Origin of the sequence: Moorena sp. SIO3E8, from assembly GCF_010692445.1 — a bacterium.
GTDB lineage: Bacteria > Cyanobacteriota > Cyanobacteriia > Cyanobacteriales > Coleofasciculaceae > Moorena > Moorena bouillonii.
On the sequence record NZ_JAAHHM010000007.1, the window covers coordinates 90,640 to 104,775 of the forward strand.

The following is a 14,136-nucleotide window of genomic DNA, read 5'->3' on the forward strand; positions in this document are numbered from 1 at the left end:
TGGGAGTGATCTAACCAAATATGCTCCGATTTAGGAGTAAGGAGTCAGAACTCAGGAGTGATAATAATTGCTTGTCTAGTAACTTTTCAGAGAAATTGGCGAAAGAATCAACTAATGGTTATTTCTAATCCTACTAATCAATTCTGAATTCTTATTTCAATGCCTTAATTATTATTGCGCCGCCATAGCTCTAGCGCGATTAGTTTCAATCATTTGTTCCAGCATTTCCCTAGAAACACAACGGCGTTCAGAGCAATAGGTCATGAGATTGACGCCATTCATCATGCGCACAGTGCTGACTCGGACACGAAAATCATCCGTGACAAACCAACAACGTTCTTGACCCTGATTATTCTGATAATTGGTATCAATGGTGAGGATGCCATCTTTGCCAAACCAATACCGACTCACTACCGGAATACTTTCTACATAGCCTTGGTCTCGAATCAATTTGCCACTAAGCTTAGTTTCATCATCTGGAACATCAATCAGAATTGCGGCATATTTGGAATTTGGTTCCCGGTCATCTAAATTGATTTGCCACATAAAGCTCGCTCCCCCCATCGCCTGGCTGGGGTCAATGCTTTGGAGGTCACACACGGCTTGGACTTTAGGGTTATCTTTTTCAATGACTTGAACAATCAGATTGGATTCCCCGGATTCATCGGCAGCGTTATCGAAGTGATGAACTGTGCGTTGAGTAAACCACTTGCCTTCGCTTTTGCGAAAGAAGTCCATCATGGTCATGGGTGGCTTGAGTCGCATTTTTGCTTGAACCTCCTGATAGTGATAGATGGGTAGAGCTAGCCCCTACCCTAGAAATAGTAATTGTTTTTAATACCCTGTGTTCCCACCAGAACGGTAGACTAACCTTGGCAGTTCCAGGTAGAGTTTACAAATTATAATGATTCAAACTCGGTTAAGCGATCGCACTAACAACCAAGCTATGGATATCTTAAAACGGTTCCAAGCCGGAGACTATATCTCTGATGCTAATCTTGAGGGCATCGATTGGAGTCAGAGAGACTTGTACCAGGTTAACCTCAGTGGTGCTAACCTACAGAAAGCTAATTTGAGCGAAGCTACTCTGACTGGGGCTAATCTTAGTCAGGCAATTTTGCGGGAAGCGAATCTCAGGGGAGCTGATCTCAGGGGAGCTGATCTCACTGGCGCTGATCTCACTGGCGCTGATTTGCAAGGGGCTTATTTAAACCGCGCGGATTTAAGGAAGGCTAATTTGACGATGGCTAACTTAAATGAAAGCAATCTACAAGTAGCCCTGTATGATCTCGAAACCAATTGGCCAGAAGGATTTCGCTACAAAAGTTCTGGTGCTGTTGGACCTGGTGCTAATCTCAATGGTGCTTTTCTCAATACTGCTAATCTCAGGGGAGTTGATTTGCAAGGGATTAGAGTAATAGGAGGTTATCTCAGCGGAGCGGATTTAACTGGTGCTAATTTGCAGGATGCTGCCTTGAGTGGATCCAACTTACGGAAGGCTTTGCTGACCGGGGCTTGCTTGCGCAATGCCCGTATGAGTGGCGTGGAGCTGGAGGGAGCGGATTTGCGAGGGGCCGACCTGACTGGAGCAGATTTAAACCATGTACAAAATATTGCTGGCGCTGACTTTACCATGGCTCAAGGCATCAGTGAAGCTACCCGTTCCATGCTTTTGAATCAACCATTTAAGGATCTAGACACCTGGAATCCCTATACTCGAAGTCATACTCGGGAAAGTTTAGGAGCCAGTCATGAGAAGAGTTGAAGGTTGAAGGTTGAAAGGTTGAAGGTTGTTCGCGTAGCGTGGCCAAAGGCCAAGGTTGAAAGGTTGAAAGGTTGTTCGCGTAGCGTGGCCAAAGGCCAAGGTTGAAGGTTGAACGGTTGAAGGTTGTTCGCGTAGCGTGGCCAAAGGCCAAGGTTGAAGGTTGAACGGTTGAAGGTTGTTCGCGTAGCGTGGCCAAAGGCCAAGGTTGAAGCGTTGAAGGTTAAACCGTTGAAGGTTGAAGGTTGTAACCTGTAACCTGTAACCTGTAACTTGTAACTTGTAACCTGTAACCTGTAACCTGTAACCTGTAACCTGTAACCTGTAACTTGTAACCTGTAACCTGTAACCTGTAACCTATAACCTGTAACTTGTAACCTGTAACTTGTAACCTGTAACCTGTAAACTTAAATAACCATTTAAGAACGTCACCAAAATGTCTGAAATTCAAGAAGCCCAGCCATCACCGGCAGAAATTGAGGAAGTTATTACTGAACTAGAGAAATATCGGGAAAGACTCGTTAATGATGTGATGAAAATGGCTCAGAAGGTGAAACTGCCGAAAAAGGCGGCCATGGAGCATATCAAAAACCACCCAGAAATTATTAAGATCGACGCTGCTCTGGAAAATCTCCGCCCCTAGCAATCATCCTTGCCATCATCCTGACGCAACTGACTAAAGCAACTGGAATTACCCATGGTTACATCGGAAACTCAACCGCCAGCTCCCTCTGAAACTGACAGCTTGCTGGCTGATGTCAATAGCCAACTTGCTGAGGGAAACGTTGATATTACTAATCCGCAACAGTTAAAAAAGATGGTTGAATCCCTGGCTGATAGCCGGGGAATGGTCAGACTGGGATTCGTGGAAGCCTTTGGCAAAATTGGTAAGGTAGCTTCTCCGTTCTTGCTCGAAGCACTAGCTAATCACCCAAACCCGGTGGTGCGCAGGTCTTGTGGCAAGGCTTTAGCAAAAATAAGGGATCCCCAGGGGGTTACTACCCTGATTGATGCCTTGTTAAATGATGAGGATACAGTGGTCAAGAGTTCAGCGGCTGGAGCCTTAGCCAGAATGGGAGAAGCGGCTGTACCAAGGTTGATTGAGGTGTTGGAATCAGCAGATTATCCCCAAACTGCCAAAGGTCATGCCTCTTGGGCACTTGCTTTCATTGGGTCAGACGCAGCTGAGCACCTGTATCAGGCAATCCACTCGGAATCGGAAGATGTGCGGATGGCAGTAGTCGGAGCGATCGCTAATTTGGTGGATGAACCAGGTAATGACCAGGCTAGAGATATTCTCTTATTAGCACTGAAAGATGAATCTGTCAATGTTCGTGCCGAAGCAGCGACATCGGTGAGCCAACTTGACCCCCAGCTAGGGGTTCCCAATTTAATCCCGTTACTGGAAGACCCCAGCCAAGAGGTGAGGCGGAGGGTAATCTTATCCTTAGGGAAGCTTAAAGATGAAGCGGCTTTACCCGCCTTAACAGCCAAGTTATCCGATCAGCGAGAGGAAATTCGCCAACTGGTCAAGGTAGCGATCGCACAAATTCAGAAGGGTTGAAGGGTTGAAGGGTTGAAGGGTTGAAGGGTTGAAGGGTTGAAGGGTTGAAGGTTGAAGGGTTGAAGGTTGAAGGTTGAAGGGTTGAAGGTTGAAGGTTGAAGGTTGAAGGTTGAAGAGTTGTTCGCGTAGCGTGGCCTTTTGGCCAAGGTTGTTCGCGTAGCGTGGCCTTTTGGCCAAGGTTGTTCGCCCTGGGTGTTCCGTCTAGGGTAGCTTAAAAAAAATCATAAATCTAGCTGTTATCATATTTATGAGGTACAGATAATTTTTTTTCTGTTCCCTGTTCCCTGTTCCCTGTTCCCTGTTCCCTGTTCCCTATAATCCAAAAACAATGTACCTCACCAAAGTGATAAATACACTATAAAACAATCAAAGTTTTCATACTTCATAATTCATACTTTATAATTCATAATTTCTAAGATACTTGTCAGTTTCAATCACAGGCAATCCCAGAAGTTTACAAATCTTGATAATTTAGGGTGATCAGGGCATTGTATAAATAAATGTGTGAAGGTGTAAAACACTGACACAATCTCGCTCACAGGAGCTATGAGCTCCCAAGACTCCTCAATCAGGAGTCGTGAGAGAGGTTATGTTGTTGTTTAAAAGCTTGTAAAGTTTTTTAAACACCCTGAGAAAACCCTGATTAAAAAATTTGTTGCTATCTAGGAGAATCTCTTAATGGCATTCGGACCAGCATCACAGCTAGGTGTCGGCCTATTTGAAGACACAGATCCAATTGAAGTGTGGCCAGGTATCTCAAGCGAGGACGCTGAGGCCGTGATTCGGGCGGTCTATCGGCAAGTCTTGGGCAATGCTTATGTCATGGAAAGTGAGCGACTCGCTGTCCCAGAGTCTCAGTTCAAACTAGGTGAACTCAGCGTTCGGGAATTTGTGCGGGCAGTAGCTAAATCGGATGCTTACAGCTCCCGGTTTTTCGACAAAGCCCCCCGCTACCGCGTAATTGAGCTGAATTTCAAACATTTACTTGGTCGGGCTCCCGATGGCTTCGATGAGATGAAAGCTCACAGTATTATCTGGGATGAAGGAGGCTTCGAGGCAGAGATTGATTCCTACCTCGACAGTGACGAGTACCAGGAAGTCTATGGGGAAGATACGGTTCCCTTCTACCGGGGCTACAAAACCCAAACAGGCAAGAAGATGGTTGGGTTTACCCACATGTTCCAACTGTTGCGAGGAGCTTCTAGTAGTGACTTCAAAGGGAGCTTGGCTGGCAAGAGTCCTTGTCTAAATAAGAATGTAATTCAAGAAATTCCTACAGCAGTGGTTCCCCCGTCTGGTGGTGTATCTGGCTGGTCTTTCCAAGAGACGCCATTGGGTGCCAGAACTCGTCATGGTGCTGGAGCTACTGCTGAAGGTAAGGTGTACCGCATTGAGGTAACTGGCTATAAGTCCCCTGGTGCAGTGAATCGGGTATCCAAATTCCGGCGCAGTAATCAGGTATACCTGGTTCCGTTTGATCAGCTCTCCAAAGAGTACCAGCGGATTCATAAGCAGGGTGGCGTGATTGCAAGCATCACCGTTGTGTAATTAGGATTCAATCGGGATTCAAACGTTTCTAATCTGGAAAAGTTCGTGTATTTCTGCGTACTTTGGCAGCAAACTAGTTGGCTTGCTGCCAAAGAAGGTAGAGGTGCAGTTCAATGAAGGGTTGGTTACTTTGTTTTGGCAAGGAAAATCCCCTCTATTTTGAATAAGTTTTTTGCAAGGAGAAATTTAAATGGTCAGTACAGCGCCTACTGCCAAGTTTGGTCTAGATTCAGATACCATCTTTGAACTATGGCCCACTAGCGGCATTGATGAAGTGCAAGCTGTAATTCGGGCAGTTTATCGTCAAGTTTTGGGCAACCCCCACATTATGGAGAGCGAGCGGCTGGTGAATGCTGAATCGCAATTATGCGATGGCAGCATCAGTGTCAGGGAATTTGTCCGGGCTGTTGCCAAATCAGATTTCTATCGCGCTCGGTATTTTGAATCCTGTGCGCCCTACCGATTTATTGAGCTTAACTTTAAGCATTTATTGGGTCGTGCTCCCCTGGATCAGACAGAAATTTCGGAACACATCCGCATCTGTATTGAGCAGGGCTACGATGCTGAGATTGATTCTTACATCAATAGTGACGAGTACCAAAATAATTTTGGGGATGATACCGTACCCTACTATTGTGGTGCTACTAGCCAAATCGGCCAAAAGCAGGTGGGCTATAACCGTACCCTCTCCTTGGTAAGGGGTCGTCCAGAAATTGATAGCTCCATAAAAAGCTCTTGCTTGGTAGAAGCAGTTGCCACCAATAGCACCAGCGAAATTGTTCCACTGGCAGGTTGTCGTGCTGCCGCTTATGCTGATGCTACCGAAAAGACGTTCAAAATTGTAGTCCGGGGTGCCATGTACAGCGGTCGTCGCCGTCGTAGTACCACTGAGTACATTGTTCCTGGCAGCAAGATGACACCCCAAATTCAGCGGATTAATCGCACTAGTGGGACAATCGTCAGCATTACAGAAATCTCCTAATATCTGGAGTTTTGTCTTTTCGGAAGTTTTAAAGGAGAGATAGAAATGGGAAATTTAACTCGCTCAGCTGTTCTAGGCTTGGATGCCTTTGAAGGTGATCCATTAGAATTACGGCCTTTTGCTAGTGAAGATGATTTACAAACGGTAATTCGAGCTGTTTACAAGCAGGTTTTGGGCAATGCCCATCTGATGGATAGCGAGCGACTCGCTAATGGGGAATCAATGTTGCGGAATGGGGATATTACTGTCCGTGGCTTTGTGCGCATGGTAGCTCAATCAGCCCTGTATCAATCCAGGTTTTTCCAGGGGTCTTCTCCCTATCGGTTCATTGAACTTAATTGCAAGCATTTGCTGGGTCGTGCTCCTTTAGATCAAGCTGAAATCTCTGAGCACGTCAGCCTTTACAATGAACAGGGTTATGGAGCTGAAATCGATTCCTATATCGATAGTGAGGAATATCTCCAGAATTTTGGCGAGGACGTCGTTCCCTACCCCCGCAGCATCCGTAGCCAAGCAGGAATTAAGAATGTGGGCTTTAATCGGATGTTCTCCTTATTACGAGGATCTCCTACCAGTGATAGTGGAAAACCAGCTCAGCTAATTACTTCTGTAGCTAGTAATCTATCTCCAAAAGTTAAGGCTCCAGCGATTGGCAATGGTGCAGGTTATGGCAATACTGGCAAGCGCTACCAGATTGCTGTTTCCACATGCGCTGGTGCAGCCCGGTTGAATAAGTATAGCAAGCTGAACTATCAGGTTAGCTATGACCAACTCTCTGAACAAGTGCAGAGTATTCATAAAAGCGGTGGCAAGATTCTCAGTATTACTGAGTTAAATTGATCGAGTAGCCCGGTTATCAGTTACTAAGTCAATAGTTAATGGTAATCAAAAAAAACTGGTAACTGATAACTGGTAACTGATAACTGATAACTGGTAACTGATAAGTGAATAGCTGTGTCAGTCAGCTAAATTTGAGCAAAGAATTTAGGAGGAATTTAAATGTCACTTTGGGTAATGGATGCTGACCCGGTAGAGTTGCGTCCTGGTGCAACAGAAGATGATGTGCAGACAGTGATTCGGGCAGTTTACAAACAGGTTCTAGGTAACCCGCACTTGCTGGAATCCGATCGCTTAACTAGCGCTGAATCGATGCTGCGCAATGGGGACATCAGTGTACGGGGCTTTGTGCGCATGGTCGCTAAATCAGAGTTGTATAAGTCCCTGTTTTTTGATTCTGCTTCCCAGTATCGTTTCATTGAGCTCAACTACAAGCATTTTCTAGGTCGTGCTCCCCAGGATCAAACAGAAATTGCCGAACACGTTCTAATTTATAATGCTGCTGGCTACGACGCAGACATCGATTCTTATATCGATAGCGACGAGTATCAGTTTAATTTTGGCGAGTTCATTGTCCCCTATCCTCGTAGTAATACTACCGAAGTTGGGATTAAGAACGTAGCCTTTAATCGGACGTTTTGTTTGATGCGGGGAGATGCTACCAGTGATAGCAGTAACCAAGCCAAGCTGATTAGTGATTTAGCGGCTAATGTGTCTACCAAGATTACTGCTCCTGCTGGGGGTTCAGGTACTTACGCCAATACAGGCAAACGCTTTAAGGTTACTGTAGCTAAAGCTGGTGTTGGTTCTCGCTTCAAGCGGAGTAATGCTACCTATGAGGTGGGTTACGACCAGCTGTCGGCGAGGATTCAAAATATGCACAAAATGGGCAGCAAAATTGTCAGTATTACTGAAATAGGTTAGGTTGACTGTCAGAGGTTGTCTGAGAAGTATAATTTGCTATACCTAAGCCCCCTAAATCCCCCAATTTTGGGGGACTTTTACCAGCAAATAGATTCTTGTTCCCCCCAGAATTGGGGGGCTAGGGGGGCAAAATTCAGTATCAAAAAACTTTTCAGATATCCTCTCAGGATTCAGTAGTTGATATGAGCTAAGTCTCTAGATGTTAGTTTTTGGAAATAGGCTGTGATCAATCAACAGCTAATTTCTAAAAACTAACACCATTGAGTAGTTAACTATTGATTAACTACTCAATGGTGTTAGTTTTTGTGAATTCACAACTTAGTAAATTCAGAGTACTTCCCCGATGTCAAGAATGATGGCAGATGGCACTAGCACTCTTAGGCATTATAGCGATCGCAAAGTTGTACTAGAGGTAACAGGTCTGTGTCGCCGAAATGTAATGGCAACAAGTAACTATAGGATTAAAGTTCCTAGGAAAATTAAGGGTTTTAGGAGTTTTGTTAGTCAAGCAGGCTAGGGTCAATCAACCAAAACCATATAAGAAGCGTCACGTTAACCAAAAATAAGTTAATACTTATAGTGTTCAATCAATAGAATTTTGACATTCACCGATAAAGACTCTTTAGTTAAAGTGAATTCACTAGAAAGTGAAAAAAGTATTTTTCGTAAGCAAGTTTTTAGAGTAGTTGTTTATTAACGGTAATTAACAACATTTAACAACAATGGATTTGGAGGTCTTTTAAATGGTAATTGGTTTTATAAACCCTGTACTAACACGCGCCTCGCAATTAGGGGTAGCAGCATTTCAAGACACAGACCCAGTTGAACTGTGGCCTAGTCATTCTGAAGAAGAAATAGAAATTGTGATTCGGGCTGTCTATCGGCAAGTGTTGGGGAATACCTATGTCATGGATAGTGAACGGCTCACCGTTGCCGAATCCCAACTCAGAAAGGGAGAAATTTCTGTCCGCGAATTTGTGCGCCAAGTGGCTCAATCTGAGCTTTACTACTCCCGATTTTTCGAGAGTTGCTCTCGTAACCGAGCCATTGAGTTGAATTTCAAGCATCTTCTTGGTCGAGCTCCTGAAAGCTATGAGGAAGTTATTGAGCATACGAGCATGCTTGATCAAGGCGGTTATGAGACTGAAATCGATTCATATATCGATAGCGAAGAATACCAGCTAGCTTTTGGGGAAAACCAGGTTCCCTATTATCGGGGGTACAAAACCCAGATCGGGAAAAGTACAGTGGGATTTACCCATATCTTAAAACTGTTGCGTGGCGCACCTGGTACCGATAAACCCAATGTTTGGCGGGGGAATTGGTCTCGGTTGAATCAGTTCCTGATGACCAATAGTCCCAGTAATATGGAGCCGCTTTCTGGAGCTGGTGATGTCGTAAAACCTACTGATATCAATAAACTCCTGGCTAATGTTCTAGGTCTCAATAAAGCCCAAGTAGGAAGTGCCACAGAAACTCAAACAGCACCTAAGATTCTTACAGAAGCTGAAAAACTCCTGCAAAACACGACTCAAACCTGGCAACGCCAGTATCAAGCCTGGGAAGAAATTGATCCGATTGAGCTGTGGCCAGGTCGCTCGGAAGCAGAAATCGAGACGGTGATTAGAGCAGTCTACCGTCAGGTTTTGGGAAATGCTTATGTTATGGAGAGTGAACGGCTGACTGTCCCGGAATCCCAGCTCAAGCGGGGGGAAATCACTGTCCGTGAGTTTGTGCGTCAGGTTGCCAAGTCCGAGTTGTATCGGTCCAGGTTTTTCGATATCTGTCCCCGCTACCGGTCAATCGAGCTGAATTTTAAGCATTTGCTCGGTCGTGCTCCTGATGACTACTCTGAGACTTTCTATCACAGCCAAGTACTTGATCAAGGAGGTTTTGAGGCGGATATTGATTCCTATATCGATAGTGACGAGTACCAAGAGGTGTTTGGGGAGAATGTTGTACCCTTTTACCGGGGCTATAAAACCCAAACAGGCAAAAAGCTCCTTGGGTTTACTAACATGTTGGTGCTGATGCCCAGCGTTTCTAGCTCTGATAAAGACAATGTGTCAGGAAATCCACCAAGGCTGAATAAATCGATTATTTACAATAATCCCCTTGGGCAAGCCCCAGTTACTGATATCCAAGCCTTATTGGATGAAGTACTCAAGCCCAAAATTCAACCGCAGGAAGCTCCCCCAGAAGCTGACAAACAACGCTCAGAAGCCTATCAAGCCATCCAACAGAAATGTCAAGAGCAAGAAGAACTGCTGGAAACCTTGCAGCAACAGCTGGCAGACTTACGACCATTGGCTAGCTTTGGAGAATCACAGTATAGCAAATGGCAGTCTTACAGTTCTTCGAGCAATGGTGGTAGTGGTTTCACCAGCATTGCAGCCCAAATCCCCATGGCAGCAGCGACTGTAGAGCCAGACAGTTATGAAGCTCTACAACAAAAGTCTGAACAACAGGCTCAGGAAATTGCTAAGTTACAAGAAAAGATTGCTGATCAGCGGCGTTTAGCTATGATTGCAGAAACCCAGTTGAATAAGTGGCGTCCTCGTAGTTATTAGAGTAATTATTAGAGCTGCGATGTAAGCATTCAGCCGTCAGTGGTCAGCGGTCAGCTTATTTTATTCAAAAGCATCGATTGCGCTACGCGCACACTGCGCGAACAGTAACGTGGCCATTCCCGTAGCGTGCCATTGGCCTTGGCCAATGGCTAATAGCTGTGCGTGTAGCGCATTAGCTGATGGCTGATGGCTGATAGCTGATAGCTGAATGCTTAGCTGTGATTAGCTCTATGGCCAGTTGCCATAGAAATGTGTAGGTTGTTGAGGGTTGACTGTTGAGTGTTGAATGACAGCGGTCAACCCTCAACAACTACCTGGAAAATACAAGGTTTTAACTAAAGGTTTTAACTAAAGCTTTGAACAAGGTACTTTTAACAGTAAAATATATAGACTTTAAATAGCCGATCCGGAGGAAAAGCCAATGCCCAAGAAAAGCCGTAAAACTGCTAGCCAGTATTCAGAAGGTAAGTCCAAGGTGGGGATCTCCCTGACCCCTACAGGCATTGGCTTGTTGACTCAGATGGCTCAGAATACTGGGTTGTCCCGCTCGGAACTAATTGAGCGTATCGCCAGAGGTAATATTGCGATCGCATGCCAGCAGGCAAGTATGACCATCGCCCTGGAAAATCCACCGCAGGCAAACGAAACATCCCCCAACAATGGAGCCAAAAAATCTCCAACCAAGATTCAAGTTATAGAGGGTGAGCAACCGCTACAACCTGATGTCTCTGAGCCTGGTGGTTCTGGTGTATCCCAAGAAGATTACCAGTCTTTACAACAGCAGGCTAAAGAGCAAGCTAATTTGATTGAAGACTTACAACAGAAGTTAGCTCAACAAAAATCTGAAACGGCTGAACAGACCGAAAGTTATCAGTCTTTGCAACAGCAGGCTAAAGAGCAAGCTAATCTGGTCAAAAAGTTACAGAAGCAGCTAGCTGACCAAAAATCTGAAACGACTGAACAGACCGAAAGCTATCAGTCTTTGCAACAGCAGGCTAAAGAGCAAGCTAATCTGGTCAAAAAGTTACAGAAGCAGCTAGCTGACCAAAAATCTGAAACGGCTGAACAGACCGAAAGCTATCAGTCTTTGCAACAGCAGGCTAAAGAGCAAGCTACTCTGGTTAAGAAATTACAGAAGGAGCTAGCTGACCAAAAATCTGAAACTGCTGAACAAACCGAAAGCTATCAGTCTTTACAACATCAAGCTCAACAGCAAGCTAATGTGATTGAAGACTTACAACAGAAGTTAGCTCAACAACAATCTCTAGCAACACAACAGGTAGAGAGTAACCAAGCTCTGGAACAGCAGGCTCAAGAGCAATCTAATCTGGTGAAAAAGTTACAGAAGCAGTTAGCTGACCAACAATCCCAGGCGGCGCAACAAGTAGAAAGTAATCAGGTTATACAACAGCAAACTCAAGACCAACAGAAGCGTATTGCTGAGTTAGAGCATCAGTTGTCTAAACAAAAATCTTCGGCTAATCAACCTACCAAGAGTTATGAGTCTTTGAGACAGCATAATCAAGAGCAAGAGGATCGGATCGCCACTTTACAAAAACAAATTGCTGAGTTAAAGCGTTGGGCAACCATTGGCAAAACAGAGTTGAATAAGAGGCGTAGCCGGAGATTGTTTTAGCTAGTGCCGGAAAGCATCAATAATTATCCCACGTCCCCTGGCTTCCTTGGTTGATAGTTTTGGGGATAATTTTTGGTTTCAATGACAACAAATAATTGGATTATTCTGGTATTATTCCCGAGATGCTTTCCTGCTTGAACCAAAGTTTAGCAACTGTTCCAAGCGTGATATCGAACTAGCTGCTGATTCTCGGATATAGGGGTCGGCTTCCTGATTCTCAGCTTTAGCAGATAGCACTTCCATAGCTCTCTCATCCCCTAAGGAACCTAGAGCCTGTAGCACAGTAACTTGAAGCGCAATATCGTCGATGTCCAAAGCAGCCACTAGGGCTTCAAAAGCTGGTGGACCAATGGTTCCCAGTGCGCCAACTGTCGATATTTTGACAACGGGATCTGGGTCTTTAAGGGCGGTTTGTAGACTCTGCAACCCCACAGTTGGGAAAGTTTCTTCTGAGTAGTTAAGAGCGATCGAAGCCAGCGCTTTTGCACAGCTAGCCCGTACGGTGTTATTTTCACTAGTTGTTAAGGTTTCTGCCAATACCGGTACAGCATCAAGACCAATCACACCGAGAGTTTGTACTGCTGCTCGCCGATAAACCACATCCTCATTATCCAAAATTGCCATCAACTCAGGAATAGTATTCTCGGTGCGCTCTGCTGCAATCTGCCGCATAGCTCTTTGTCGGAGTTTAGGATTTTTATTTTTTAATTGTTGATATAACTGCATCATGAATCTTACACAAACCTAGACATTTGGTCTGAAGTCCAATTCCTGCTTCGTTTTCTTCTACGTGGGAAGTCGGCTTCTTCCACTCCACAGGCGTTTGATCGATTGCCATCGACAGTGAGAGCCCCTACCGGGGTTCCCAACGCTCTATGTTGATTGCCGCGTTGAGATCCCGGTCTTCAACATTTCCACAACCTCCACAAATATACACCCTTTCCTTGAGTGGCATATTCTGTTTATATCCGCATTTGTGGCAAGTCTTTGATGATGGAAACCACCGATCTACTAGGGTTAGCTTGAACCCATGAAATTCTTGCTTGTAGGTCAGCAACTCTCTGAATCGATGGAATCCCAACAAGGAGATAGCCTCCGCTAGTTTATGATTAGCTAACATCCCCAAAACGTTCAAGTCTTCAATTTTTATTTCTTGATAAGTCTGAGCTAATCGAGTAGTTTCCTTTTGCAAAAAGTCTTCTCTAATGTTGGCAAGGTGCTTGTGTTGCTTTCTGAGTCTTGCATAGTAAGTCAGTGCGTTCTGACTGGGTTTTGTCAAAGTCTGACCGTTGCCTAACACCTTTTTGCGATTGTGCCACTGTAATTTCGATAGCTTGGTTTTCGCTTTCTTTATCGATTCGGGCTTTTCAATCTTGGTGCGGTCAGACAATGTAGCAAAGCACTTGACTCCGAGGTCTATTCCGACTTTTTGATGGGTGTGTTTCATCCCAGGAACGGGACAAGCATCGACTTTGAACGACACAAACCACTTCCCGGCTTCTCTGGAGATCGTGAAGGTTTGGGAAATACAGTTGTAAGGGATCGCCTCCTTTAATCTGAAGCATCCCAAGGTAGGGATATTGATTTGTTTCCCAGCTTTCAACAGTCGCTTACCGTTGCAGTCATCAACGGTGAAACTGCATTGATGACGCTTTTTCTTAAATTTTGGCATCTGAGCTTTAAGCAATCGGTCCCGCCAACGACTACAAGCTTTAGCTAAGTTCCGGAATGCATTTTGGTAAATACGACTTGGATAGTTGTTACACCAAGCAAACTCAGCACTTTTCTTAGTTACATTAGTGAACACCTTCTTAATGGCATTCAACCGTTTAGAGTCGGAAGCTTTGACATGATCAAATTCCCATGATGCTTTCATCATCCATAGTCCGTAGTTGTAGACAAACCGGGAGAATCCTGCGCACTGATCTAAACAATTGGCTTCGGTGTTATTAACTTTTAGTTCTCGTTTGATTGCATACATGGGAATTTCGACCATTATTTGTACTTCCGATCCTACTTTAGGGCTATTATCCGGATTGTCGAGGTTTTTGTCAATATTTTCTTGAATCGGTTGAATGTAACGCCTTAAACCATAGAGCCGACAAGAGAAACAGTGAATAATCGCCATCATATCTTCGACCATAAAGTCCGATCGGCTATTAACTTTCCCGATATATCCCACCGTTGTAAAGTTCGGACACTCACGCCAGCGATTTTGGCAAATTGGTTCTGTAATGCCTAACTAGACACTTTCGTGGAGGTTTGTCGAGTATTGTGTAAGATTTAACCACTAAACTTCAACTCTTCTGTAGA

The 14,136-nt window shown here is 44.7% G+C and carries 14 protein-coding genes and 2 pseudogenes; 11 read left to right on the forward strand and 5 right to left on the reverse strand.

Translation table 11 applies throughout. The features are described from left to right. Positions 1–171 precede the first annotated feature (171 nt). Positions 172–765 (reverse strand): phycobiliprotein lyase, encoded by a 594-nt coding sequence (locus F6K46_RS05245; RefSeq protein WP_293053432.1) that lies wholly within the window; start codon positions 763–765, stop codon positions 172–174. Between the two features lie 139 nt (positions 766–904). Between F6K46_RS05245 and F6K46_RS05250 the strand changes: the two genes are divergently transcribed. Further along, entirely contained in the window at positions 905–1,765 is an 861-nt protein-coding gene (locus F6K46_RS05250; RefSeq protein ID WP_293053429.1) for a pentapeptide repeat-containing protein, read from the forward strand. Here F6K46_RS05250 and F6K46_RS05255 read toward each other — a convergent pair. Next, positions 1,750–1,968 (reverse strand): hypothetical protein, encoded by a 219-nt coding sequence (locus F6K46_RS05255; RefSeq protein ID WP_293053426.1) that lies wholly within the window; start codon positions 1,966–1,968, stop codon positions 1,750–1,752. The genes F6K46_RS05250 and F6K46_RS05255 overlap by 16 nt on opposite strands. A gap of 230 nt (positions 1,969–2,198) precedes the next feature. Between F6K46_RS05255 and F6K46_RS05260 the strand changes: the two genes are divergently transcribed. Continuing rightward, positions 2,199–2,405, forward strand: coding sequence for an acetyltransferase (locus F6K46_RS05260; RefSeq protein ID WP_075904227.1), 207 nt, complete (start codon positions 2,199–2,201; stop codon positions 2,403–2,405). Positions 2,406–2,459: 54 nt separating this feature from the next. Further along, positions 2,460–3,326: a HEAT repeat domain-containing protein gene (locus F6K46_RS05265; protein ID WP_293053423.1), complete on the forward strand. Its 867-nt coding sequence runs from the start codon at positions 2,460–2,462 to the stop codon at positions 3,324–3,326. Here the strand turns inward: F6K46_RS05265 and F6K46_RS05270 are convergent. Beyond that, the gene (locus tag F6K46_RS05270; RefSeq protein ID WP_293053420.1) at positions 3,258–3,503 is read right to left on the reverse strand and encodes a hypothetical protein; all 246 of its coding nucleotides are present in this window, start codon (positions 3,501–3,503) and stop codon (positions 3,258–3,260) included. The two genes, F6K46_RS05265 and F6K46_RS05270, sit on opposite strands and share 69 nt — an antisense overlap. Before the next feature lie 501 nt (positions 3,504–4,004). Between F6K46_RS05270 and F6K46_RS05275 the strand changes: the two genes are divergently transcribed. The 8 genes and pseudogenes from F6K46_RS05275 (at position 4,005) to F6K46_RS05305 (ending at position 11,823) form a co-directional block, all read left to right on the forward strand. Continuing rightward, positions 4,005–4,874 (forward strand): phycobilisome linker polypeptide, encoded by an 870-nt coding sequence (locus tag F6K46_RS05275; protein WP_293027899.1) that lies wholly within the window; start codon positions 4,005–4,007, stop codon positions 4,872–4,874. A 190-nt stretch (positions 4,875–5,064) separates the two neighbouring features. Further along, on the forward strand, positions 5,065–5,856 hold the full coding sequence (locus tag F6K46_RS05280) for a phycobilisome rod-core linker polypeptide (protein ID WP_293053416.1): 792 nt from the start codon (positions 5,065–5,067) through the stop codon (positions 5,854–5,856). 45 nt (positions 5,857–5,901) lie between these two features. Next, entirely contained in the window at positions 5,902–6,696 is a 795-nt protein-coding gene (locus F6K46_RS05285; protein WP_075904218.1) for a phycobilisome rod-core linker polypeptide, read from the forward strand. A gap of 159 nt (positions 6,697–6,855) precedes the next feature. Continuing rightward, the gene (locus F6K46_RS05290) at positions 6,856–7,617 is read left to right on the forward strand and encodes a phycobilisome rod-core linker polypeptide (RefSeq protein WP_075904217.1); all 762 of its coding nucleotides are present in this window, start codon (positions 6,856–6,858) and stop codon (positions 7,615–7,617) included. A 343-nt stretch (positions 7,618–7,960) separates the two neighbouring features. Next, on the forward strand, positions 7,961–8,134 hold the full coding sequence (locus F6K46_RS05295; RefSeq protein ID WP_158069822.1) for a hypothetical protein: 174 nt from the start codon (positions 7,961–7,963) through the stop codon (positions 8,132–8,134). 226 nt (positions 8,135–8,360) lie between these two features. After that, positions 8,361–8,822 (forward strand): annotated as a pseudogene (locus tag F6K46_RS40030) (phycobilisome rod-core linker polypeptide); the annotation flags it as partial. A gap of 363 nt (positions 8,823–9,185) precedes the next feature. Beyond that, a pseudogene (locus F6K46_RS40035) lies at positions 9,186–9,638 on the forward strand (phycobilisome rod-core linker polypeptide); the annotation flags it as partial. 970 nt (positions 9,639–10,608) lie between these two features. Then, positions 10,609–11,823 carry a hypothetical protein gene (locus F6K46_RS05305; protein WP_293053408.1) on the forward strand — a complete coding sequence of 405 codons (1,215 nt, stop codon included), beginning with the start codon at positions 10,609–10,611 and terminating at the stop codon, positions 11,821–11,823. A gap of 111 nt (positions 11,824–11,934) precedes the next feature. Here the strand turns inward: F6K46_RS05305 and F6K46_RS05310 are convergent, their stop codons facing one another. Further along, complete coding sequence (locus F6K46_RS05310) at positions 11,935–12,552, reverse strand: HEAT repeat domain-containing protein (RefSeq protein ID WP_293053405.1); 618 nt, start codon at positions 12,550–12,552, stop codon at positions 11,935–11,937. 124 nt (positions 12,553–12,676) lie between these two features. After that, the gene (locus F6K46_RS05315; RefSeq protein ID WP_293053599.1) at positions 12,677–13,804 is read right to left on the reverse strand and encodes a transposase; all 1,128 of its coding nucleotides are present in this window, start codon (positions 13,802–13,804) and stop codon (positions 12,677–12,679) included. Between the last annotated feature and the right edge of the window lie 332 nt (positions 13,805–14,136).